The organism is Lachnobacterium bovis, assembly GCF_900111325.1.
GTDB classification, from domain to species: Bacteria; Bacillota; Clostridia; order Lachnospirales; family Lachnospiraceae; genus Roseburia; species Roseburia bovis_A.
In genome coordinates this window covers 192,479-215,863 of the sequence record NZ_FOGW01000005.1, presented here as the reverse complement: position 1 = coordinate 215,863, position 23,385 = coordinate 192,479, and the positions used below count along the sequence as shown (strand labels likewise).

General features: G+C 30.9%; 22 protein-coding genes and 1 other annotated feature. All 22 genes read left to right on the top strand.

Annotation, left to right across the window (positions count from 1 at the left end; all coding sequences use genetic code 11):
* Positions 1-5 precede the first annotated feature (5 nt).
* The 22 genes from BMY79_RS02225 to BMY79_RS02120 all read left to right on the top strand — a co-directional run bounded on the left by BMY79_RS02225 (position 6) and on the right by BMY79_RS02120 (position 23,311).
* Entirely contained in the window at positions 6-893 is an 888-nt protein-coding gene (locus BMY79_RS02225; protein ID WP_022747916.1) for a P-loop NTPase, read from the top strand.
* 53 nt (positions 894-946) lie between these two features.
* Entirely contained in the window at positions 947-1,687 is a 741-nt protein-coding gene (locus BMY79_RS02220; RefSeq protein ID WP_022747915.1) for a flagellar brake protein, read from the top strand.
* A gap of 9 nt (positions 1,688-1,696) precedes the next feature.
* Positions 1,697-2,836 (top strand): chemotaxis-specific protein-glutamate methyltransferase CheB, encoded by a 1,140-nt coding sequence (gene cheB, locus BMY79_RS02215; protein WP_074730361.1) that lies wholly within the window; start codon positions 1,697-1,699, stop codon positions 2,834-2,836.
* Positions 2,837-4,984 (top strand): chemotaxis protein CheA, encoded by a 2,148-nt coding sequence (locus tag BMY79_RS02210; RefSeq protein ID WP_022747912.1) that lies wholly within the window; start codon positions 2,837-2,839, stop codon positions 4,982-4,984.
* A gap of 15 nt (positions 4,985-4,999) precedes the next feature.
* The gene (locus BMY79_RS02205; protein WP_022747911.1) at positions 5,000-5,500 is read left to right on the top strand and encodes a chemotaxis protein CheW; all 501 of its coding nucleotides are present in this window, start codon (positions 5,000-5,002) and stop codon (positions 5,498-5,500) included.
* Between the two features lie 38 nt (positions 5,501-5,538).
* Positions 5,539-6,159: a chemotaxis protein CheC gene (locus BMY79_RS02200; protein ID WP_022747910.1), complete on the top strand. Its 621-nt coding sequence runs from the start codon at positions 5,539-5,541 to the stop codon at positions 6,157-6,159.
* Positions 6,160-6,179: 20 nt separating this feature from the next.
* Positions 6,180-6,665 (top strand): chemotaxis protein CheD, encoded by a 486-nt coding sequence (locus BMY79_RS02195; protein ID WP_022747908.1) that lies wholly within the window; start codon positions 6,180-6,182, stop codon positions 6,663-6,665.
* A 33-nt stretch (positions 6,666-6,698) separates the two neighbouring features.
* Entirely contained in the window at positions 6,699-7,013 is a 315-nt protein-coding gene (locus BMY79_RS02190) for a hypothetical protein (protein ID WP_074730360.1), read from the top strand.
* A gap of 18 nt (positions 7,014-7,031) precedes the next feature.
* On the top strand, positions 7,032-7,811 hold the full coding sequence (locus tag BMY79_RS02185; RefSeq protein WP_420358870.1) for a sigma-70 family RNA polymerase sigma factor: 780 nt from the start codon (positions 7,032-7,034) through the stop codon (positions 7,809-7,811).
* A gap of 20 nt (positions 7,812-7,831) precedes the next feature.
* On the top strand, positions 7,832-9,430 hold the full coding sequence (locus BMY79_RS02180) for a DUF342 domain-containing protein (RefSeq protein ID WP_074730359.1): 1,599 nt from the start codon (positions 7,832-7,834) through the stop codon (positions 9,428-9,430).
* Between the two features lie 14 nt (positions 9,431-9,444).
* Positions 9,445-9,771, top strand: a complete 327-nt coding sequence (locus BMY79_RS02175) for a hypothetical protein (RefSeq protein WP_022747903.1) — start codon at positions 9,445-9,447, stop codon at positions 9,769-9,771.
* A gap of 56 nt (positions 9,772-9,827) precedes the next feature.
* Positions 9,828-10,520 (top strand): DUF6115 domain-containing protein, encoded by a 693-nt coding sequence (locus BMY79_RS02170; protein WP_022747901.1) that lies wholly within the window; start codon positions 9,828-9,830, stop codon positions 10,518-10,520.
* Entirely contained in the window at positions 10,517-11,044 is a 528-nt protein-coding gene (locus BMY79_RS02165; RefSeq protein ID WP_022747900.1) for an endolytic transglycosylase MltG, read from the top strand. The genes BMY79_RS02170 and BMY79_RS02165 overlap by 4 nt, the downstream gene beginning before the upstream one ends.
* A 39-nt stretch (positions 11,045-11,083) precedes the next feature.
* The gene (locus BMY79_RS02160; protein ID WP_022747898.1) at positions 11,084-11,467 is read left to right on the top strand and encodes a hypothetical protein; all 384 of its coding nucleotides are present in this window, start codon (positions 11,084-11,086) and stop codon (positions 11,465-11,467) included.
* A 101-nt stretch (positions 11,468-11,568) separates the two neighbouring features.
* Positions 11,569-12,843 carry a serine/threonine transporter SstT gene (sstT, locus tag BMY79_RS02155; protein ID WP_074730358.1) on the top strand — a complete coding sequence of 425 codons (1,275 nt, stop codon included), beginning with the start codon at positions 11,569-11,571 and terminating at the stop codon, positions 12,841-12,843.
* Between the two features lie 282 nt (positions 12,844-13,125).
* Positions 13,126-14,667, top strand: a complete 1,542-nt coding sequence (locus tag BMY79_RS02150) for an L-lactate permease (RefSeq protein WP_022747895.1) — start codon at positions 13,126-13,128, stop codon at positions 14,665-14,667.
* Between the two features lie 308 nt (positions 14,668-14,975).
* Positions 14,976-15,476, top strand: coding sequence for an acetolactate synthase small subunit (gene ilvN, locus BMY79_RS02145; RefSeq protein WP_022747894.1), 501 nt, complete (start codon positions 14,976-14,978; stop codon positions 15,474-15,476).
* An 8-nt stretch (positions 15,477-15,484) separates the two neighbouring features.
* Positions 15,485-16,528: a ketol-acid reductoisomerase gene (gene ilvC / locus BMY79_RS02140; protein ID WP_278242769.1), complete on the top strand. Its 1,044-nt coding sequence runs from the start codon at positions 15,485-15,487 to the stop codon at positions 16,526-16,528.
* A gap of 195 nt (positions 16,529-16,723) precedes the next feature.
* Positions 16,724-16,942, top strand: a binding site (T-box leader).
* Between the two features lie 62 nt (positions 16,943-17,004).
* On the top strand, positions 17,005-19,422 hold the full coding sequence (leuS, locus tag BMY79_RS02135; RefSeq protein WP_022747891.1) for a leucine--tRNA ligase: 2,418 nt from the start codon (positions 17,005-17,007) through the stop codon (positions 19,420-19,422).
* A 203-nt stretch (positions 19,423-19,625) separates the two neighbouring features.
* Positions 19,626-21,497: a glycosyltransferase family 2 protein gene (locus tag BMY79_RS02130; RefSeq protein ID WP_143065806.1), complete on the top strand. Its 1,872-nt coding sequence runs from the start codon at positions 19,626-19,628 to the stop codon at positions 21,495-21,497.
* Between the two features lie 261 nt (positions 21,498-21,758).
* On the top strand, positions 21,759-22,151 hold the full coding sequence (locus BMY79_RS02125; protein ID WP_022747886.1) for a hypothetical protein: 393 nt from the start codon (positions 21,759-21,761) through the stop codon (positions 22,149-22,151).
* Between the two features lie 92 nt (positions 22,152-22,243).
* Entirely contained in the window at positions 22,244-23,311 is a 1,068-nt protein-coding gene (locus BMY79_RS02120; protein WP_022747885.1) for an adapter protein MecA, read from the top strand.
* The last annotated feature ends 74 nt before the right edge of the window (positions 23,312-23,385 follow it).

Here is a 23,385-nt window from a genome sequence, read left to right as displayed (position 1 = left end):
ATAAAATGGATCAGGCACAACAATTACGAGAGGCCATAAATCATAAAAAGCAAAATACTTCGTTAAAAAAAATAGCTAGAGTGATAGCAGTAACTAGTGGAAAAGGCGGAGTAGGCAAATCAAATATTTCTGTTAATTTGGCTGTTATTTTGCAAAAGCTAGGGAAAAAAGTTATCATATTTGATGCTGATTTTGGTTTGGCAAATGTTGAGGTTATGTTTGGAAGTAAACCTGAGTATACATTATCAGATTTAATATATAGAGGAATGAGTATAAGAGAAATTATAAGCATAGGACCTCATGGAATAGGGTTTATCTCAGGTGGATCAGGAATAATTGGATTAAACAATTTAGGTAGAAACCAGATTTTATACATGGTGAAATCGTTAGAAGATTTAAATGAAATGGCGGATTATATAATTATAGATACGGGCGCTGGTATTTCAAGTCAGGTTGTTGAATTTTTAAAATTTAGTCCAGAAGTACTTTTAGTTACAACGCCAGACCCAAGTTCTATTGCTGATTCGTATTCATTATTAAAAGCTTTGTATAAAAATCCAGGATATATAAAGGGACACACTAAGATTCATGTTGTAGCAAATAAAGTGACGTCAAAAGAAGAAGGAAATGGAGTATATTCAAAGCTAAGTTCTATAGTAACTAATTTCTTGGAAGAAGAAATTGATTTTTATGGAATGATTCCAGATGATATTCAATTAGAAAAAGCGGTTAAGCAACAAAAAATCGTTTCTGAAGTTAATATCAATGCTAAATCTTCGAAAGCTTTTAGAGAACTAGCAAATAAATTAGTTGATAAAGAAGATCAATTAGTCAACGATAAAAAATTTGGAATAACTCAGTTGTTTTCTGGACTTTTGGGTAACATAATATAAGATTAGTTATAACTTTAAGTTTTAGTGGCGTTTTGAACTTAAGGAGATAAAGTATGACATTTTTAAAAGATGTTGTTAATCCAGGTGATAAAGTTAGAATTGGAATGAAACAACCTGTAAAAAAGAAAGATGGTACAGAAAAAATAACATTTGAAACAGAAGTTTTAGACATAACAGAAGAAGGAAATATTGCAGTTGCTATCCCAATGAGGAAAATGAAAACCGTATTGTTTCCTTTTAATGTTGTGTTTAATTTTACATTTTTTACAAAAAGCGGGATATATAAGTGTGAAATTGAGATAATTAACCGATATAAGATACAGAACTTGTCCTTTATGGTCCTTTCTGAAAGGTCAAAAATCAAAAAAATCCAGAGGAGAGAATACTATCGTTTAGCATGTACTTTGGATATGAATTACTATCTTTTGACTCAAGAAGAGAGTACTCTTAATTCGGCAGATGAAATTTTTAACAGTATAAGAGAAAATGGTATTGAAAGATTAAGAGAAAGAAAAGCAACCATTGTAGATATTAGTGGAGGTGGATTGCGTTTTGCTTCTAAAGAACAAGTTGGAAGAGAAAATTATATCTTGATTAATGTTGCACTCTTTAATGGTGAAGTTGAGAAGGAGTTTTTTATTGTGGCTAAGGTTATAGCTTCATATAAAAATTCAAATGATCATGATATTTATAATCAAAGAGTCGAATTTATTTTTAAAGATAATAAAATTCGTGATGCAATTATTAGATATGTATATCAAGAACAAAGGAGATCACGCAAAAAGAAAAAATAGGTGACTAGAATGAAAAAAAATATTTTAGTTATTGATGACTCTGCACTCCTGAGAAGAGTAATGTGTGATATAATCAACTCAGATAGTAATTTTCAAGTAGTTGATACATGCAAAGACGGAGTAGAAGGATATGAAAAACTAAAAAATAATACGTTTGATGGCGTGATTTTAGATGTCAATATGCCAAAAATGTCTGGACTTGAACTTTTGGAGAAGTTGAAAAAAGATGGCATAAAAGCCAAAATAATTGTTGTGAGTACGGTATCAAGAGCAGATTCACAGGTGACAATTAAGGCACTTGAACTAGGGGCAATTGATTTCGTCGAGAAACCATCTAATATCATCGAAGCAAAAGGTGAGGATTTTAAAAATAGATTAATTACAATTTTGAATACTTCATTTTATGGAAGTAGCGCAGGAAGAGTAAGGCGAAAGAATAATGTACAAGCGCCAGTTACTCCTCCAAATAGGCAGGTACGACCAGTGGATCCTAAGATCGAAAGATTTAGACCAGTGGAGGTTTCAAAAACGAGTAACAATCGTAAAATCAAACCATCAAAAGGAGCTAAAAATACGCTTGTTGCAATAGCATGTTCTACAGGTGGACCAAAGGCATTGCAAAGAGTAGTACCATATATTCCAAGTGGATTAGAAGCTCCAGTTGTTATAGTTCAACATATGCCTAAGGGATTTACAAAATCATTAGCAGAGAGACTTAACGAGATAAGCAAAGTAAAAGTAAAAGAAGCAGAAAATGGAGAAATCCTTAAAAAAGGTGTTGTATATATAGCACCGGGGGGAAATCATTTAGAGATAAAAAAGGTTTCAGATACATCACATAAAATTGCTTTTAATGATATGCCTGCTATTGGTGGTTTAAAACCTTGTGCCAATGTAATGTATGACTCTCTTATCACATCGGGTTATGACAAAATTGTATGCGTTGTACTTACAGGGATGGGTGCAGACGGTACAGCAGGAATAACATCTTTAGCATCTAAGAAACCAGTATATATTATTTCACAAAATGAACAAACATGTGTAGTTTATGGAATGCCTAGAGCGATTGCATTGACAGGACTTGTTGATGAAATAGTTCCATTAGGTGAAGTCGCAAACAGTATTACGAAAAATGTGGGGGTAGAATAAATGGATGTAGGTCAATATCTTGAGATATTTATTGATGAGAGTAGTGAACATTTACAGACTTTAAGTGACTGTATTATGACACTTGAACAAGAGCCTGATAACAAAGATACCATAAATGAAGTTTTCCGTGCAGCTCACTCATTAAAGGGTATGGCTGGAACAATGGGATTTAAACGAATGCAGCATTTGACACATGATATGGAAAACGTATTTCAAGAAGTAAGAAGTGATAAAATCCAAGTTGACAGTGCAATGATTGACTTACTTTTTGAATGTCTTGATGCATTAGATGGATATCTTGCAAATGTAAAAAATACATCAGATGAAGGTACGGAAGATAATGAAAATATTATAAAAGAGCTGAATGACTTTTTAGCTAAGGCAAATGGAGAGACTCCAAAAGCAGCACCTAAGAAAGAGGAGGCAGCTAAAAATGAAGCTCCTAGTGAAGCAAACACAGCAGAAGCAGCCTCAAGTGGAGGTGGCGATGCTAATATTCCTAATTTAGAATTAACTGACAAAGAAATTGAAGATATAAAAAATGCAAAAGATAGTGGTCAAAAAGTATATTTTGTTGATGTTACAATTCAAAAAGAGTGTCTATTAAAAGCAGCTCGAGCTTTCTTAGTTTTTAAAGCAGTTGAAGAATTTGGTCAAATTCTTGTGTTTCGTCCAAGTTCACAGGAAATTGAAGATGAAAATTTTGAATTAGATTTTAGTTTTGTTTTTGCAACATCTGAAGATATAGCTAAAATAGAGTCTGCTGCAACTAGTGTTTCAGAAATTGAAACTATAAAATCAGTTATTTTACCTGATAGTGCTTTATTAGATCAACCTGAAGAAAAGAAAGAAGAAGTTAAAGAAGAAAAGAAAGATTCACCAGCTGCACCAGCAGCGCCAGCAGCACCAGCAACACCAGCGACACCAGCAGCACCAGCAGCTAAAGCTGGAGCAGCAAATAATAAAAATACGAAAGTTGCAAAACCTGTTGCAAGTAGAACAGTTCGTGTAGATATTGAAAAGTTAGATGCTTTAATGAATCAGGTTTCAGAGCTTATTATTGCGAAGAACTCGATCGTATCTATGAGTAATACAGATGGAAATGGTGTTAATTCTCAAGGTTTCCATGAACAGATTGAGTATCTAGAAAGAATTACAACAAGTTTACATGAGTCAGTTATGAAAGTTCGAATGGTTCCTATTGAATCTGTTGTAAATAAATATCCAAGAATGATTCGTGATTTATCAAGAAAATTAGATAAACCAATGGAACTTACAATGACTGGTGAGGAAACAGAATTAGATAGAACTGTAGTAGATCAAATTGGCGATCCATTGCAGCATTTACTTAGAAACTCAGCAGATCATGGTATAGAATCCAAAGAACTTCGTGCTGAAAGAGGTAAACCTGAAGCTGGACATATTTTCCTTAATGCTTATCAAGAAGGTAATAACGTTATTATTAAAGTAGGTGATGATGGTAACGGTATTGACACTGAAGCTGTAAAAGGAAAAGCAATTGAAAGAGGTATTATTACAGTAGAACAAGCTGAGTCTATGTCACAAAAAGAAATTGTCAATTTGTTATTTATGCCTAGTTTCTCAATGGCAAAAAAAATCACAGATATTTCTGGTCGTGGTGTAGGTCTAGATGTTGTTAAATCTAACATTGAAGGCTTAGGCGGTGATGTAGAAGTTGAATCTAAATTTGGTGAAGGCTCAACATTTACAGTTAGATTACCATTAACACTTGCTATTATTCAGGCATTACTAGTAGAAGTACATGGCGATAAATATGCTATTGCATTAGGATCAATCTTGAATATTGAAGATATTGCAATTGGTGATATTAAGTATGTAGAAAACAGAGAAGTAATTAACTTACGTGGCACAGTTATTCCAATTATAAGAATGGATAGGATACTTGGAATTGAGCCAAGAGAAGAAGATCCAGAAGTACTTACAGTTGTTATTGTAAATAGAGGCGATAATAATGCTGGCCTTGTTGTAGATAGCCTTGTTGGTCAGCAGGAAATCGTTATTAAATCATTGGGAGATTATATTAAAGCAAATAAATTGATTAGTGGTGCAACTATCCTAGGTGATGGTGAAGTAGCATTGATTCTTGATGTTAATACTTTAATGTAATTTGGAGGTGAGATTATGTCAGATGTAAATATTGCGGAATTTGATGAAGTTGAAAAAGTGCTTACACAATATATTGTAGTTAGAATTGGTAGTGAAAAATATGGAATTGATATAGGATATGTTGATAATATAGTTAGGATGCAAAAAATTACAAAAGTACCTATGGCACAAGATTATTTTGCAGGAATTATTAATTTACGTGGTGAAATTGTTCCAGTTATGAGCATTAGAAAAAAAATGGGATTGTCAGAGGATGTTTTTACAGGAAAATCAAGAATTATTATTTTGAAAGTTGAAGAAAGAGGCAATCTTGGAATTATTGTAGATGAAGTAAGAGAAGTAATTACATTGAGTGAAGATGATATTGAAAAAGTAAGTAATGGTGCTTCAACACATGGAACACATAAGCAAAGTTTTATTAATGGTATTGGAAAAAATGGAGAAGAATTAATTTCATTATTTGAAATAAATGATATTATAAGTGAAAAAGAAAATTCTAGTTCAAGTAATAATTAAGATAAAAAATATTGGTAGAATTTTAAACAGGAGGAAGTATGGCAAATTTTTCCTTAGATGATGTGAACAACATGTATGTCGACGTCTTAAAAGAATTAGGAAATATAGGTGCAGGCAATGCAACAACTGCAATTGCAAGCATGATAAGTGAAAAAATCGATATGAGAGTTCCTAGTGTTAAACTTATGGAAGCATCAAAACTTGGATCAGCAATTTGCCCAGAAGATGAGACAATCGTTGGCATTTTCTTAGAAGTTCAGGAAGATATAACGGGAAGTATGATGTTTTTGATGAAAATGCCAGCAGCTCATTATTTGGTTAATAAATTGATGATGAGAGATTTAGAATACAATGAACCTTTTACTGAAATGGATTTGTCAGCGTTAAAAGAGGTTGGAAATATTATAGCTGGTTCATATTTATCAGCATTAGCATCGTTAACTGGTTTGGTAATTGGTCCATCAATTCCATCAATTTCGGTTGACATGGCAGCAGCAATTTTAAGTGTTCCAGCAATAATGTTTGGTCAATATGGTGATAATGCACTATTTATTGAAACGGAATTTGGGGATGACTTGATGATAGAAGGATATTTTATCTTAATGCCAGATGAAGATTCATATGACAAGATTTTAGGTGCATTAGGTATTAGTATGTAAATATAAGGAGCAAATATTTTATGGGAGTAACTCTTAAAGTAGGTATGGCTGATTTAAAAATTACAAAAGCTCCAGACTCCCTTACAACGCTAGGATTAGGTTCATGTATTGGACTCACATTGTATGATCCAGTTGCAAAGGTGGGAGGATTAGTGCATTATATGTTACCAGATAGTACGCAGTTAAAAAGTAATACGAATATTGCCAAATTTGGAGATACAGGGATAAAAGCACTTTATGATCAAATGATTAAACAAGGAGCATCTCCAAGAAGAATGGTAGCTAAGATTGCAGGAGGAGCAAAGATGTTTGGCGGTACTGGAATATCAAGTATTGTCAATGTTGGAGAGAGAAATGCATTAGCAGCAAAAAAAGCATTAAAAGAATTGAAAATCCCTTTAGTAGCCGAAGATACAGGGTTGAATTATGGTAGAACAGTAATATTGAATTGTGAAACAGGTGAATTTGTAATAAAGGCTGTGGGTAAACCTATTAAAACAATTTGATTTTAAAGGGATTTTAAAGAAGGCGGTAAAAAGATGAATACTAAATTTATACCTGCAATTGTTATGCTTATAGGTGGCCTGATTGATTGTATTTTTGCAATAATTAACCATCTAAATCTCTTTGATTTTACATTAGAGTTATTGATTGTATTAATTGTGTTTCTTGTCATTGGAGAGTGTGTACGATATGTTTTAGAACAAAATCTATCTGATTTTGCAGATGAGAATGGAGAAGAATCAAATGAAGAATCAGATGAAGAAACTGATGACGAGGAATATGGAGAAGATGATGATATTGAGGAAGAAGCTGATGACTTAGATACTTCGGAAGAAGATGAAGAATATTAGCAAAAATAATATAGAAAAATGAGGGGTTGCGCGATGATGAAGGTAGTAGAGAAAGAAAAATTATGGCAGGAGTATTCAAAAAATCCAACTCAAGAAACTAGAGAACAGCTTATTGTTGAGTATGCGCAGTTGGTGAGGTTGGTTGCGGGGCGTTTGAGTATGTATCTTGGGTATAATGTCGAGTATGATGATTTAGTGAGTTATGGTATTTTTGGACTGATTGATGCCATTGACAAATTTGACTTATCCAAAAATGTTAAATTTGAAACTTATGCTAGTCTAAGAATTAGGGGCGCCATACTTGATCAGATTCGTAAAATGGATTGGATACCAAGAACAGTTCGTCAACGACAAAAAAAGATTGATGAAGCTGTAAAGCAAGTTGAAATGAGAACTGGAAAAAATGCAACAGATGAAGAATTAGCAATTGAACTTGGAATTACAGACAAAGAATTGAATACATGGCAGTCCCAGCTAAAAGTGACAAATGTTGTTTCTTTAAACGAATTTGAAGAAACCGGTCCTGAATTAGTAATGGATACCCGATGTAATTCTAAATTTGCTCCACCAGAAGATGTTGTCGCAGAAGGAGAATTAAAGCAAAAATTATCGGATTCGTTAAATGTTTTAACTGATAACGAAAGAAAAGTTATTGAATTATATTATTATGAAGAAATGACATTAAAAGAAATAAGTAGAATTTTAGGTGTGTCAGAGTCGCGAGTATCTCAACTTCATACAAAAGCACTTGCTAAGATGAAAAAAATTATGGGTGATTATTTAAATATTATTGTTTAACAAAAATAGGAGAAGCAATCATGAAAAATCAAAAATTTGAGATAGTTGTCCAGGAAAAAATTGCATATCTTAAGGTTTTACCACCAGATGAAGATGGACAAAGAGTGGATGTTCAGCAGGTGTTGTATTTCTTAGGAAAAAAAGAGTTTAACGATTATAATTTAAAAGAATTAACATCTGCAATTAACGATGCCACCGAAGAAAAATTAATTAAGGTTGGTGCATCTGAACAAGAAAAATTTGATGAATCAGTTGATTGTGATATTGCCTTTGATAAGATGTCTGCAAAATGTATTTTTTATCCGGGTTCTAAGACAGGTAAAAAAATATCAAAAGAGATGATTATGGCTGCATTGTCTAGTAGTAAAGTGTCGTATGGCATTATGGATGATGCGATTGATAAAGCAATAAAAAATATAGTGTATTTTAAAGAAATCGTTTTGGCAAGAGGCAAAGAAGTAGAAGACGGAAAGGACGGAGAAGTAAAATATTATTTCAATACTAATCCAAGTCATAGACCTCGTCAAAAAGCCGATGGATCAGTTGATTATAAGAATTTAGACACAATAAGCCAAGCTAAAAAAGGTGATGTTGTGGCTGAAATAATAAAAGAAGTAGAAGGAACACCAGGTGTTAATGTTTTAGGCGAGGAAAAAGCTCCTAAGGCACCAAATCCAGCTACAATTACTGCTGGTAATGGCGTGTCATTTAATGAAGAAGGGGATAAACTCGTTGCCGATTTTACCGGTCATATCTCATTAGATAAAGGTGCTGTTGTGATGTCAGAAGTATATGAAGTGGCTTCTGATGTAGATAATTCAACTGGTAATTTGTCTTATGCAGGAAGTGTAACAATAAAAGGAAACGTAACAAGTGGTTTTTCCGTTACAGCGAATGGAAATATTGAAATAGAGGGCATGGTTGAAGATGCCTACATTGAAGCAACGGGTCAGGTTATTATTAAAGGTGGAATTGTGGGCAAAGGCAAAGGTGTGATAAAAGCTGGGGAGAACGTTATAGTTAAATATATTGAAAGTGCAAAAGTTATTGCAAAAGGTTATATCGAAACAGATATTATTTTAAATAGTGATGTTTCTGCTGGTATAGATGTTAGAGTGTCTGGTAAAAAAGGAATTATTAATGGCGGAATTGTTAGAGCAAGCAGATATGTTGAAGCTAATGGAATAGGAACATCTATGGGATCTCCAACAACAATTATGGTAGGTTTAGATCCAAAAGTTAGAGAAGAATTGTCTATGCTTACTCAAAATTTAGCTGAAAAAGAAGAAGAGTTAGAAAAAATAAAAGTTACAGTAACTAATTTTAGTTCGAGAATAAAAAAAGGTGAAAATTTTTCAAAAGATAAAATACTTTATGTACAAAAGTTAGCGTTAGTGTATAAAGAGCAACAAAAAGCTTTGTCACCAATGCGCGAAAGATTAGAGGAAATTAAAGCTGAGATGAAAGAGGCTGATAAATCTTATGTTGTTGTATCTGGAGATGTTCAGCCAGGAACTATAATTATTATTTCAGATTTAAGATATACAGTAAAATCTAGTACGGCACATTCTAAGTTTGTTAAAAGAGATGGTGAAGTTCGAATTGCTGGTATGGATTAAAGGAGGAAAATGCTATGGCAATTACACCAGTTTCCATTAATGGAGCAATCCAAAGGCTTGATGATATGAAAACTTTAAAACAGCATGAAGAGAGTAAACCACAAGTTGATCAGCAAAATATTTCACATGAAGTTGCAAAAAAACAAGAACTAAAGTATACGACGGTTCAAGAAACAAATAAGTCGGATCAGCTTGATAAGAAATATGACGCAAAAGATAAAGGAAGTAATGAATATAAAAAGCAAAAAAATAAAAAGAAATCTGATAAAGGGCAATTAGAAGATAAAAATGATATGGGAACAGTTACCGAAAAAAAGAGTCATTTTGATATAACGATTTAACAAAATGATAAATTATGAATTAGAGTTTAGGTTTGTTAAGGAAAAGGGGAATAGATATGAATGTAGTTGAAATTAGTTTAATTGTGGTAGGCGTTATTTTTATGGTAGCAAGTTTTTTCATAGAGGAAAGATTGTCACAAAAAGATGTTGAAAAGATTAATTCATTAAGTGAAAAACAGATGAAAATTGTAATTGAAAAACAATTAAAAAATGCAGATGTGATAATAGACGAAAAAATTACGGAACAGCTTGATTATAATCTTGAAATAGCAGAAAGAGCTATGGAAAAAGAGACAAATAATAAGATAATGGCTATTAGCGAATATTCGGATACTGTGCTTGATTCAATGAATAAAACACATAATGAAATAATGTTTTTGTATAGTATGTTAAATGACAAGCATGAAGAACTAACTAAGCTAGCAGGTGAATTATCAGATTTCTCGACAAATATGAAATCAACACAGGATGAGGTTTTGGCAAGATGGGCACAGGCAGCAGAAGAGGTTGAAGAGAAACTAAATGAAACTGATAAAATCGAAGAAGATGAGTTACTTTCTGAATCTATAAAAAATGGAAAAGAAGCAGCAACAGGTGATGATAAATCAAATCATAATGTTGATATTCTTCGATTACATAAAAGTGGAATGAATAATGTTGAAATTGCAAAAGAGCTAGGACTAGGTCTTGGAGAAGTAAAATTTGTAATCGGGTTGTACCGTAGCAATGTTAAGGAGGCGATACAATGAGATTAAAATATTTTATAAGAGGTCTAGGTACTGGCGTTTTGTCATCTACAATTATATTAACAATAGTTTTTGCATTAAATAGTCCTAAAGAGCTTACAGATGCACAAATACTTGAAAAAGCAAAACAATTAGAGCAACCATCAAGCGAAAATAGTCTAGATTTTAATAAACAATTAGAAAAGAATAATAAAAGTAACAAAAATAGTAAAAAATCAAAAAAAATAAATAAGCAAGCTTCAAGTGAGTCAACAACGAGTAAACAAAGCGAAAAAACTAAACCTGAACAAACTCCAACAGTTGAAGCTAGTGTGTCGAATAAAGATGATGTTGTTATCAATGTTAAGGAAGGCGAAACAGTTAGAGAAATATGTGATGAATTATGTGATAAAGGTGTTGTAAAAAATTCAGAGTCTATGAGACGTTTTATGATAGAAAAAGGGTATGATAGTTTATTACATGCTGGGTCATTTACCGTCAAGAAAGGTATGTCGGCAGATTCAATAGGAAAAACTTTAGCACAATAAAATAATGAGATTAGGGTAGCTAATCAGAGGGAGGTATATATGGAAAAAAGATTAGATTTTAAATGTTCTTCATGTGGAGAAGAATTTGTTTTTTTGAATGGAGTAGAAAAATCTAGCAAGGATAAAGATGCAATTAACGCAGCAATTGTTGATTATAGTGAGTCTTTCAAAAATGAAATTAACGAAGCAATTAACAAAGAAGGATTTATTGAGGCGATAGCAACGTTTCATCCAAAATTTTGTTCGAAATGTAATGTGATTGTACAGGGAATTTCAGTTTCTAGTGTATATAAGAATGGAAAAATTTCAATAATTGAGTCAGAGTGTCCATATTGTTCAAGTGAACTAAAAAAAATTGATTATAAGTTCTTAAAATGTCCAAATTGTAAAAAAGGACTATTAAAGGTTAAAGAAGTAGATTGAAAGAGAATTATGTGTTATTATAGTCAATGATATTATTTTCTCACGTTAAAACGAGAAAAAGGAAGAGAGGAGAGTTTGACAAATAGTCAAACGAAAGTATTATGAAGTTTTTAGGTTTTTTTAAAAAAGCACTCAAAGACTATAATGACACAAATCTTATTGTCAAAATTCTTTGTGGTATGCTTGTTGGTATTTTTTGTGCCTTAGTATTGAATAAAACATTTCATGTTAAATATTTTGATATCGGTATTTTAGGCACTATTTTTGTTGAGGCGTTAAAAGCAATAGCGCCGATTTTAGTTTTCGTATTAGTAAGTAGTTCTTTAGCGTCAGGAGATTCTAAATTAGATTCCCGTTTTGTAATGGTAATCTTTTTCTATTTATTAAGTACATTTTTGGCTGCTGTTTCAGCAGTTGTCTTAAGTTTTATTTTTCCACAAAAGCTTATTTTACAGTTGGCATCGAAAGTAGATAAAGCACCTGATAATTTATCTGCCGTTTTAAGTAATATAATTTTTAGTATGATTCAAAATCCGATAAATGCTATCATAAAAGGCCAATATTTAGGAATCTTATTTTGGGCTGTTTTATTTGGTTTTGCCTTAAAAAAATGTGCAAGTGTAGAAACAAGAGAAAACATTGCAGACATAGCAAAAGCTGTTTCATTAATTATTAAATGGATTATAGATTTTGCTCCATTTGGAATTGCAGGTATTGTATATAAAACAATTATTTCAAGTGGATTAAGCTCTATTTTAAAATATGGTAAAGTTTTAGGACTTTTAATTGCATGTATGTTTATTGTGGCGTTAGTTATTGATCCTTTAATTGCAGGAATTACATTAAGAACTAATCCATATCCACTAGTTTTTAAATGTTTAAAGGAAAGTGGACTTACAGCATTTTTTACTAGAAGTTCTGCTGCTAATATTCCAGTTAACATGGCTTTATGTGAAAGAATGGGATTAGATAAAGATATGTATTCTGTGTCAATTCCTTTAGGATCAACAATTAACATGGATGGTGCAGCAATTACAATTACGGTTATGACATTAGCAACAGCTAATACTTTAAATATTCATGTGAATTTTGTCACAGCAATAATCTTAAGTATTTTATCAGCTTTAGCTGCTTGTGGTGCTTCAGGTGTGACAGGCGGTTCATTGTTACTTATTCCAATGGCGTGTTCGTTATTTGGTATTCCAGATACAATTTCAATGCAAGTTGTTTCTATTGGATTATTAATAAATGTTGTTCAAGATTCATTTGAAACAATGCTTAATTCTTCAGGTGATGTAATGTTTGCAGCAACAGCAGAGTTTTATCAATGGAAAAAAATGGGTAAACCATTGCCTGATTTTATGACTCAAAAATAGATAAAATGTAATTGTATGCTATTGTTATAATAATTTTAAAAAAATAAACATTATTAATTGGTCGAAAAATATTAATTGAATCATTATAGCTATTGAAACGTGGCCTATTTTGTGATAATATATTTTTCGACTAATCACAAATTTTACGATGGTTTAAAAAAGATTATGAAATTTAAAAACTAAATGTTATAAGGAAGTTTATAAATTATATATATTTTTTTGAGTGATTCATATGAAAGCTTGAATCTTCGTAAGGTTTGTAGAAAAAAGGAGAATCACAAAATGAATGATTTGTTATTATTTATTCTTGCATTAGCCCCAATATTATTTTTAATTGTGGCTTTAACTGGTTTTAAAATGCCAGGACATTTAGCTTGTTTAGGAGCACTTGTCATTACAGCTTTATTAGCTGGATTTGTATGGAAGATGGAACCAACCAATGTTGGACTTGCATCTTTAGAGGGTGTATGTAATGCACTTTGGCCAATTATTATTGTTATTTTGGCAGCTTTATTTACATACAACTTAACATTAGAGACAAAAGCAATGGATTCTATTAAAGCAATGCTTGCTAGCGTTTCAACAGATAAGAGAATTTTAATGCTCTTAATCGCATTTGGTTTTGGTAACTTCATGGAAGGTATGGCAGGTTTTGGTACAGCCGTAGCTATTCCAGCAGGTATTTTAGTTGGATTAGGTTTTGATCCATTACTTTCAGTTGTAACATGTTTAATTATTAACTCAACACCAACAGCATTTGGTTCAGTAGGTGTACCTACAAATACTATGCATGCTATTACAGGAATTGATACAGTTAAGCTTTCTTCAAACGTTGCTTTAATTCAAGCAGTTGTTCAATTCTTAATTCCATTTATTGCAGTAGTTGTAATTGGTAAAGGATTTAAAGCTTTAAAAGGATTAGTTTTATTTACATTAATCGCAGATTTAGCATACATTTTACCACAGTATGCTGTAGCTCAGTTCATAGGACCAGACCTTGCAAATATCATTGGTGCAATTATTTGTATGGTTGTAATCATTGTATATGCTATGGTAGCTAAAACACCTAAAAACCCTGACTTTACAGTTTCAACTTCAGGTGAAGGTACTAAAGGTTTAACATTTGGTGGAGCATTTAAAGCATGGTCACCATTTATCTTTATTTTTGTATTTTTACTTTTGACTTCAAAATTAGTACCTGTTATTAATAAACCTTTAAGCTCAATTGCTTCACAGGTTAAATTTTACCCAACAGGTAAACCATTAACATTCTGCTGGATTAATACTCCAGGTGTATTAATTTTATTAGCTGGTTTTATTGGTGGTGCAATTCAAGGTGCAAGCTTTAAAACAATGTTTGCAGTTTTAGGTAGAACAGTTAAATCAAATATTAAAACAATTATCACAATTTGTTCTGTATTAGCAGTAGCTAAAATCATGGGATATAGTGGAATGACATCATCTATTTCAAAAGAATTAGTAAATGTTACAGGTAAATACTTCCCATTCATCTCACCATTAATCGGTACAATTGGTGGATTTGTAACTGGTTCAGGTACATCAACAACTGCTTTATTTGGTAAAGTACAGACTGAAACAGCGGCAGCTATTGGCGCTAATGGTGCTTGGTTAGCAGCTGGTAACTTAATGGGTGCTGGTTTAGGTAAGATGATTTGTCCACAGTCAATTGCAATTGGTTCAGCTGCGGTTGGTTTAAGTGGTGTAGAAAGCAAAATTATGGCTAAAGTAGTAGTATGGACTATTTTATTCGTAGTATTAGCTGGTATTATTTGTTACGTGTTCCCATTAATCGGGTTAGTATAAACCAATTGAAATAGTATAGTTTAATAGAATTAGTTTTAAGAGTCTCAATAATTATGAAAGTTATTGGGACTCTTTTTTGTAAAAAATAATATTTTCAAAAAACTGAAAATACTGTATAATAGATATAATAGTAAGATAAATAAGAAGTATTATTACATCTGTTTATAAATACTATTACTAAATATTATACTTACACACAAAAAATACTATTACTTTAAATTATAACAGTTTAACCTATTGACAAATTAAAGTTATAGGTCTATGATGTGATTGTGTGAGTGAATAATAAAAATGGAAGGTTGTTTTATATGAGAAAACAAGTATTATCACTTTTAGTTGAGAATAATCCAGGAGTAACAAGTAGAATCTCAGGGTTGTTTAGTAGAAGAGGGTATAATATTGATAGTTTTTCATCAGGAGTGACAGCAGATCCAAGATATACTAGGATTACAATTGTTGCTAGCGGTGAGGAGCCTGTATTAGAACAAATTGAAAAACAGCTAGCAAAGCTTGAAGATGTGTTAGATATAAAAATTCTTAAACCATCTTCATCAGTAACGAGAGAACTAATTTTAATTAAAGTTAGGGTTACTGCAGAACAAAGACAAAATCTCATTAGTATTACAAATGTTTTTCAAGGAAAAATAGTAGATGTAACTGTAGATTCAATGATAATTGAGTTGACAGGAAAAAAGAGAAAGCTTAGTGCTTTTCTAGATTTATTAGAAGGATATGAAATACTTGAGATTGCAAGAACTGGTATAACCGGTTTGACTAGAGGTTCAGGAGATGTTGTTTTCTTGGATTAATATTAAATATTAGGAGGAATATGAAAATGTCAGAAGCAAAAATGTATTATGAAGAAGATTGTAATTTATCACTACTAGAAGGTAAGAAGATTGCTATTATTGGTTATGGTAGCCAAGGACATGCACATGCACTTAACCTTAAAGAATCTGGTTGTGATGTAATTGTTGGTTTATATGAAGGGTCAAAATCAAAAGCAAAAGCCGAAGCACAGGGCTTAAAAGTATATAACACTGCAGAAGCAGCTAAATTAGCAGATATCATCATGATTCTTATCAATGATGAAAAACAGGCTGATATGTATAAAAAAGATATCGAGCCTAACCTTGAGCCAGGTAACATGTTAATGTTTGCACATGGATTTAATATCCATTTTGGTTGTATTGAACCACCAAAGGACGTTGATGTAACAATGATCGCTCCTAAAGCACCAGGTCATACAGTTCGTTCTGAGTACTTAGAAGGAAAAGGAACGCCTTGTTTAATAGCTGTATATCAAGATGCTACAGGTAAAGCTCTTGATTTAGCATTAGCTTATGGTGCTGGATTAGGTGGAGCAAGAGCTGGTTTGTTAGAGACAACATTTAGAACAGAGACAGAAACTGATTTATTCGGTGAGCAGGCTGTACTTTGTGGTGGCGTTTGTGCATTAATGCAGGCAGGTTTTGAAACACTTGTTGAAGCAGGATATGATCCAAGAAATGCTTATTTTGAGTGTGTTCATGAAATGAAATTAATCGTTGATTTGATTTATCAGTCAGGTTTTGCAGGAATGAGATATTCAATTTCTAATACTGCAGAATATGGTGATTATATTACAGGTCCTAAGATTGTAACAGAAGATACTAAGAAAGCAATGAAACAAATTTTATCAGATATTCAAGATGGAACATTTGCTAAAGACTTCTTATTGGATATGTCACCAGCTGGTCGTCAGGTACACTTCAAAGCTATGAGAAAATTAGCAGCTGAGCATCCAACAGAAAAAGTTGGTGAAGAAATCCGTAAATTATACAGCTGGAATGATGATGGATCAAAATTAATTAATAACTAATTTATGCAAATAGAATAAATGAAATATATTATAAACAGAGTGAGTTAAATTAAACTTACTCTGTTTTTTACTATTTGTAGTATTGTTATTGGTGCAATTGTTTTAATAATTATTAATATTATATTTGTTTTTCTAAAAAAATCTTGACAAAAAATAAATAAATGTATATCATTATTAGTGATTGTAATTTAATTAGTTAAAGCTTTGAATAGGAGTAGTAGAAGAGTGCAATTTTTCAGAGAGTTATCGTTTGGTGGAAGGTAATATTTGCTAACTTTGAACTCGCCTAGGAGCTCTTTCTTTGAAATGATAGTAGGAGAAAGCGGATTGTTCCACGTTATAGGAAGTTGAGTGCATATCGTTGTGATATGAATTAGAGTGGTACCACGGAGAATAGATTACTTCGCCTCTTACATTTTTATTGATGTAAGGGGCGTTTTTTAATATGTGTTTTAACACAAATCAAGGAGGAAAAAATGACAGAATTATATAATCACAAAGTTGTCGAAAAAAAATGGCAAGATGTTTGGGATAATGAGAAAGCATTTGCTGCTACAAATGATTATTCTAAACCAAAATATTATGCTTTAGTAGAATTTCCATATCCATCAGGACAGGGACTTCACGTAGGTCATCCAAGACCTTATACAGCACTTGATATCGTTGCAAGAAAAAGAAGAATGCAAGGATATAATGTTTTATATCCAATGGGATGGGATGCATTTGGTTTACCAACAGAAAACTATGCTATCAAAAATAAAATTCATCCTAAAATTGTAACAGAACAAAACATTAAACATTTTAAACATCAATTACATTCTTTAGGATATTCATTCGATTGGGATAGAGAAATCGATACAACGGATCCTAATTATTATAAATGGACACAGTGGATTTTCTTAAAATTATTTAAAGATGGTCTTGCATATAAGAAAGAAATGCCAATTAACTGGTGTCCATCATGTAAAGTAGGACTTGCTAACGAAGAAGTTGTTGGAGGAGCATGTGAAAGATGTGGTACTCCTGTAGTTAGAAAAGTTAAAAGTGAGTGGATGTTAAAAATCACAGAGTATGCAGATAAACTTCTTAAAGGATTAGATGATGTTGATTATATTGAAAGAGTAAAAACATCTCAAAGAAACTGGATTGGTCGTTCTAAAGGTGCTGAAGTAGATTTTTCTATTAAAGGGAAAGAAGACAAATTACGCATTTATACAACACGTTGCGATACTTTATTTGGAGCAACATACATGGTTGTATCTCCAGAACATCCATATTTAGATAAATATAAAGATGATATTAAAAACTGGGATGAAATTGAAAAATACAGAGAACAAGCTTCTAAAAAATCTGATTTTGAGCGTGCAGAACTTGCAAAAGATAAAACAGGTGTTGCAGTAGATGGTTTAGTTGCAGTAAATCCAGTTAGCAAAAAAGAAATTCCTATTTGGGTATCAGATTATGTATTAATGAGCTATGGTACAGGTGCAATTATGGCTGTTCCTGCACATGATCAAAGAGACTGGGATTTTGCAAAGAAATTCAATTTACCTATTGTACAAGTAGTTTCAAAAGACGGAGAAGCTGTTGATATTGATAAAGAAGCATTCACAGATGTTGCAACAGGTGTAATGATCAATTCAGATTTCTTAAATGGTCTTTCAGTTAAAGATGCTAAAGAAAAAATGATTGAATATCTTAATGAAAATAAGATTGGTGAAGCTAAAGTTAATTACAAATTAAGAGATTGGGTATTCTCACGTCAACGTTATTGGGGTGAACCAATTCCAGTTGTACATTGTGAAAAATGTGGATGTGTTCCTCTAGATGAAAAGGATCTTCCATTATTATTACCAGAAGTTGAAAGTTATATGCCAACTGATAATGGAGAATCACCACTTGCAGCAATGACAGATTGGGTTAACACAACTTGTCCATGTTGTGGCGGACCAGCTAAACGTGAAACTGATACAATGCCACAGTGGGCAGGATCATCATGGTATTTCTTACGTTATACAGATCCACACAATGATGAATTCTTAGCTGATCCAGAAGCACTTAAATATTGGTTGCCAGTAGATTGGTATAATGGTGGTATGGAACATACTACACTTCACTTATTATATTCTAGATTTTGGCACAAATTCTTATTTGATAAAGATGTTGTACCAACTTCAGAGCCTTATCAAAAACGTACATCACATGGTATGATTTTAGGTGAGAATGGTGAAAAAATGTCTAAATCACGTGGAAATGTAATTAATCCAGATGACATTGTAGAAGAGTTTGGTGCAGATACACTAAGAACATATGAAATGTTTATTGGTGCATTTGATTTAGCTGCATCATGGTCAGATGATGGTGTTAAAGGTTGTAGAAGATTCTTAGAGCGTGTATGGAAATTACAGGATATCATGACAGATGAAGATGTATATTCTAAAGATTTAGAAACAAAAATGCATCAGACAATCAAGAAAGTATCTTCTGATTTTGAAAACCTTAAATTCAATACAGGTATTGCAGCACTTATGACAATTCTTAATGATTTTACAAAGAAAAAATCAATTACAAAAGCTGAATTGTCTACATTTATTACATTGTTAAACCCAGTTGCACCTCATATTACAGAAGAAATCTGGTCAAAGATTGGAACAGGAAACAGATTATATCAGCAACCATGGCCTACATATGATGAAGCTAAAACAGTAGAGTCAGTTGTTGAAATTGCTGTTCAGATTAATGGTAAAACAAAAGGAACAATTTCAATTGATAAGAAAGATCCTAAGGATGAAGTTTTAGCAAAAGCTAAAGAAGAAATCAAGGATAAATTAACAGGAAATATCATTAAAGAGATTTATGTTCCAGGAAAAATTGTTAATATTGTAATGAAATAACAATGTACATAAAATAATGCTACAAAAATATAAATTTAGTAAAACAGTAAATATAAAGAACAAATAACAATGACGTAAAATGTAAGTCCCTCATTCTAATAATTTGTATTTAGAATGGGGGATTTAATATTTTTTTCCGATATAATGTTTAGTATGTGAAATATGAGTTTGGAAAAGTGTTGAACGCTTTTGGGGGTGATTGTTTGTTGTGGAATGAATATAAAGAGTTAATTAAGAAAAAAATATTAAAAAAAGAATTCAACTCGTTAGAAATGTTAGAGATACTCAACAAAAAGGTACTCAATCAGGTTGAAAAAAAAGAAATAATAACTGATATTAGAAAAATCTGTAAAGCAAAAAATAGTACAGATGAAGAAATTGAAAAAGAAAAAGATATTAATAGACAAATGCGTTTATTATATAAACAGTTGCTTGTATATCTAACAGGATATTTAGAAGATTATTGTGATTTTCTGTTGGAAATAAAAGAATTAAATGATTATAAGGAATTAGTTCATATGTTTTTGCAGGCAAGATCTATGCAAATAGAAAATCCGTGTATAGTTTCAGAAAGAAGTAATAATATTTTTGATGAAATTGATACAAAAATTTACAATTTATGTAGAGAGAAAAAAAATGTAAATACTACCCATTTAAGATATGAATTGAGAGAAAATAATATGACAGTTATTATCATATCCAAAATGGAAGATGAGATTGATTTAGATAATTTAAAAGAAGTATGTAAACAAATGTATGAAATATGTGGAAAAAATATAATTGTAATAAATACAAATGATTATGTGACAGAAAATAATACAATGCCGCTATTATTACCTTTTTTTAAAGAAAAAGATATTTTAGAAGAGAAAGAAGAATTGTTTTTTGATAATGTAAAAGTTCAGTATATCTCTGTACAGAATTTAGTAGAAGAAACATTACAGATGGATATGTTAATAGATTATATTCGAGAAGTAAAGCCATATTATGTTGTGAATTTCGGAGGAATAAATTATTTTGCTAAATTGGTAAATGCTGTTGTACCAACACTGACATTAACAACAAACGAACAAGAAAAATGTACTAGTTTTAATACGACTATAACATGTAAGGAGGATATAAAAAAAGGAATAAAAGAGTATAAATATAAGGCTGATACTTATGATTACGATTTTATTGAGAATATAAAAAAACATATTGTAAAAGTAGATAAGTCAAAGTGGGTTAAAACAGAGCCACTTGTTTCTGTATGTACGTTAGTATACAATCACGAATTATTTTTACAGGAAATGTTAAATGGTGCTTTAATGCAAAAAACGAGTTTTCCATTTGAAATTATAATTCATGATGATTGTTCAACAGATTTGTCAGCAAAAGTAATAGAAGAGTATCAGAAGGTATATCCGGAAATTGTATATCCAGTATATCAAAAAAGAAATATTAATTCATTAGAAGTTAACATTATGGAAAAAATAGTATATCCAAAATCACGAGGAAAATATATTGCATGGTGTGAGGGCGACGATTATTGGACAGATGAGAATAAACTAGAAATACAAGTTAGTTACATGGAAGGAAATCCTGATGTAGCTGGTACGTTTCATGAGGCATTGTTAAAAACGAAAAACGGAGATTTTATAGAACATGGTGGCAGAGAACTAGAAGAAAAGGATTATGATACTTCATATTGTATTAGTAAATCAGCAACTAGAATAGATACTGCAACGGTTGTATTTAATAAGGAAAAAGTGTTACCGTTACCGTATTTTTCAAAATATGCTAAAACAGCGGATTATTTATTATTTATTACGATTTCATTAAGGGGTAAGTTCCATTATTTTTCAAAAATTATGGGTGTTTATCGAATGAGTGATAATAATTGGTCTAGTACGGTGCTGAATAATCCTAAGAAATATAAGGAGTTTACGATGAGTGAAATAAAATGGTTACTTGAATTGAATGATTATACAGATGGAAAATATTATAATGAAATAGCAAAAGTAATAGCAGTTAGGGGGGCAGATTTAGTAAGGGTTATTGAATATGAAGAAGTCCTAGATAGTATTAGAAAGTAACAGGGAATTTTTTGCCTTCAAACGCTTCAATTTTTATCGAGTTAGTATCATATAAAAATATTATTATCTGCCATAGTAAAAAATCATTATGGAATTAGCACATATAATTTTTAGCACTGTACAATTTTATATGTAAAAATAATACAAGTGTTTATTAATTATAACCTAAAAAAAAGTCATTTTTTGTATAGATTTACCATAAAAAAGATGTTAATCTATTTGAGACACTAGTAAAGAAATTTTTTGATATAGAGGTAAAGAATGAGTACACAATCATATAATAAAAAGTCAGCATTTTCAACCAAAGGGAATTCATTTGATAATGTTTCATATGATTTTAATACGGAATTAGTCAATTCTGTGGAAGATACTAATTTAAACAAACAAAAGAAGGACAACATTAAAAAAAGTGTAACTGATAGTAAATTAGAAAAAAGTCAACATGAAAGATGGGATTTTGTTTTTAATCATACTATCAATACATATGATGATATTATGGCAATTTTTAAGATGATTGAAAATATCAAGAATGTTAAAGAAAAAATAGAGATTAAGAAAAAAATAAAATTATTAGTTCATGATGAAGTAAATGAGAGAAAAATCACATTTACTATTAGTGAAGATAAAAATAAAAATTATCTTTTTAAAGAGTAATATAACGTACTAAGAAATTATATTTAAGAGATGAAGTAAAAGTACCCCAAATAAGTTTTATAGTTATTAGTAATAAAGAGTGTTGTATAAATATGGTAAAGATAAATATCACAGATAAAAATGATAAAAAAAATCAGATTAATTTTCTATATGTATATGAAAATGAATTTGATACAGCAATAGATGATAATATTTCAGGAGAAGTATTAAAAAAAGAAATAAAGAAATATTATAGGTCAACTACAAAGGCTCGTTTAGGACGATTTAGCAAATTAGGAAATCAGATTATTTCAGATGAAGTTGCTAAAATTGCAAAGAATATTGTAGGACAATATGAATTTTCTAGAACGACGGACATTAGTAATGATTCATATATTTTTTCACATTTAATAGAAAATCCAGAAGCTTTTAAAGATTCCTTAGAGGAATTAACATCAATTTACGGTATTAAAGATTTAGCAGGTAAACCTGTTTTAGCTATATCGTATTCTAACAAAAGAGGAATTAAAAATATTATTAATGAAACAAGAAAAATGGAACTTTTAGTTAGTATTGATGTGGATAGAAGATTTGTAGAAAAAAGTAAAAGTATAGATGAAATTAACAAAGTTATTTTTCGTGATTTATTTGGAATAATGTCAATAAAGAGTAAGTTTTCTCAAAAATTAGGTCTTGTTACTGGATATAGCCAGAAAGATACATCTTTATCGGATATTAAATATTTTGATATGCTTGAAGATTTTTTCTGGAATGAATTTGAAAGTAAACTATTATGTGGAAGAATGATAGATTTTTTAGAAGAAGATAAACCAAATAAGTTAGAAAAGAATAACGATGATTTTGATATTTTTGAGAATGATATAGAAGAAGATTTGTATAATAGGGCATCAGATAAAAGGATTTCAAAGACTAGAGTATTATATAAATGTAATTCGATAGATAATATTTGTAAAGTTGCCAAATTTATAGATAAAAATGATAATCAATTATTAAAATCTATAATTTATAAATTTAATAAAAATTATTATTTATCATTTCCAAATTCATATAATGGTAGTTTAATGAGTGAATATAAACTTTCAAAAACAAATATTAGCTTAGCTTATATTAAAGAACATGGTCGTAAAATAAATAATTTATATTCTTTCTGTTTATTATAAAAAAAAGGGCGAAAACATAGTATGTTTCGTCCTTTTATGTTATTTAGTTTTTTATTTTATAATATTTTTTAAAT

Coding starts and splice junctions, on each gene's coding strand:
- BMY79_RS02225 (WP_022747916.1), top strand. CDS start 6: ATGGATCAGGCACAACAATTACGAGAGGCCATAAATCATAAAAAGCAA.
- BMY79_RS02220 (WP_022747915.1), top strand. CDS start 947: ATGACATTTTTAAAAGATGTTGTTAATCCAGGTGATAAAGTTAGAATT.
- cheB (WP_074730361.1), top strand. CDS start 1,697: ATGAAAAAAAATATTTTAGTTATTGATGACTCTGCACTCCTGAGAAGA.
- BMY79_RS02210 (WP_022747912.1), top strand. CDS start 2,837: ATGGATGTAGGTCAATATCTTGAGATATTTATTGATGAGAGTAGTGAA.
- BMY79_RS02205 (WP_022747911.1), top strand. CDS start 5,000: ATGTCAGATGTAAATATTGCGGAATTTGATGAAGTTGAAAAAGTGCTT.
- BMY79_RS02200 (WP_022747910.1), top strand. CDS start 5,539: ATGGCAAATTTTTCCTTAGATGATGTGAACAACATGTATGTCGACGTC.
- BMY79_RS02195 (WP_022747908.1), top strand. CDS start 6,180: ATGGGAGTAACTCTTAAAGTAGGTATGGCTGATTTAAAAATTACAAAA.
- BMY79_RS02190 (WP_074730360.1), top strand. CDS start 6,699: ATGAATACTAAATTTATACCTGCAATTGTTATGCTTATAGGTGGCCTG.
- BMY79_RS02185 (WP_420358870.1), top strand. CDS start 7,032: ATGAGGGGTTGCGCGATGATGAAGGTAGTAGAGAAAGAAAAATTATGG.
- BMY79_RS02180 (WP_074730359.1), top strand. CDS start 7,832: ATGAAAAATCAAAAATTTGAGATAGTTGTCCAGGAAAAAATTGCATAT.
- BMY79_RS02175 (WP_022747903.1), top strand. CDS start 9,445: ATGGCAATTACACCAGTTTCCATTAATGGAGCAATCCAAAGGCTTGAT.
- BMY79_RS02170 (WP_022747901.1), top strand. CDS start 9,828: ATGAATGTAGTTGAAATTAGTTTAATTGTGGTAGGCGTTATTTTTATG.
- BMY79_RS02165 (WP_022747900.1), top strand. CDS start 10,517: ATGAGATTAAAATATTTTATAAGAGGTCTAGGTACTGGCGTTTTGTCA.
- BMY79_RS02160 (WP_022747898.1), top strand. CDS start 11,084: ATGGAAAAAAGATTAGATTTTAAATGTTCTTCATGTGGAGAAGAATTT.
- sstT (WP_074730358.1), top strand. CDS start 11,569: ATGAAGTTTTTAGGTTTTTTTAAAAAAGCACTCAAAGACTATAATGAC.
- BMY79_RS02150 (WP_022747895.1), top strand. CDS start 13,126: ATGAATGATTTGTTATTATTTATTCTTGCATTAGCCCCAATATTATTT.
- ilvN (WP_022747894.1), top strand. CDS start 14,976: ATGAGAAAACAAGTATTATCACTTTTAGTTGAGAATAATCCAGGAGTA.
- leuS (WP_022747891.1), top strand. CDS start 17,005: ATGACAGAATTATATAATCACAAAGTTGTCGAAAAAAAATGGCAAGAT.
- BMY79_RS02125 (WP_022747886.1), top strand. CDS start 21,759: ATGAGTACACAATCATATAATAAAAAGTCAGCATTTTCAACCAAAGGG.
- BMY79_RS02120 (WP_022747885.1), top strand. CDS start 22,244: ATGGTAAAGATAAATATCACAGATAAAAATGATAAAAAAAATCAGATT.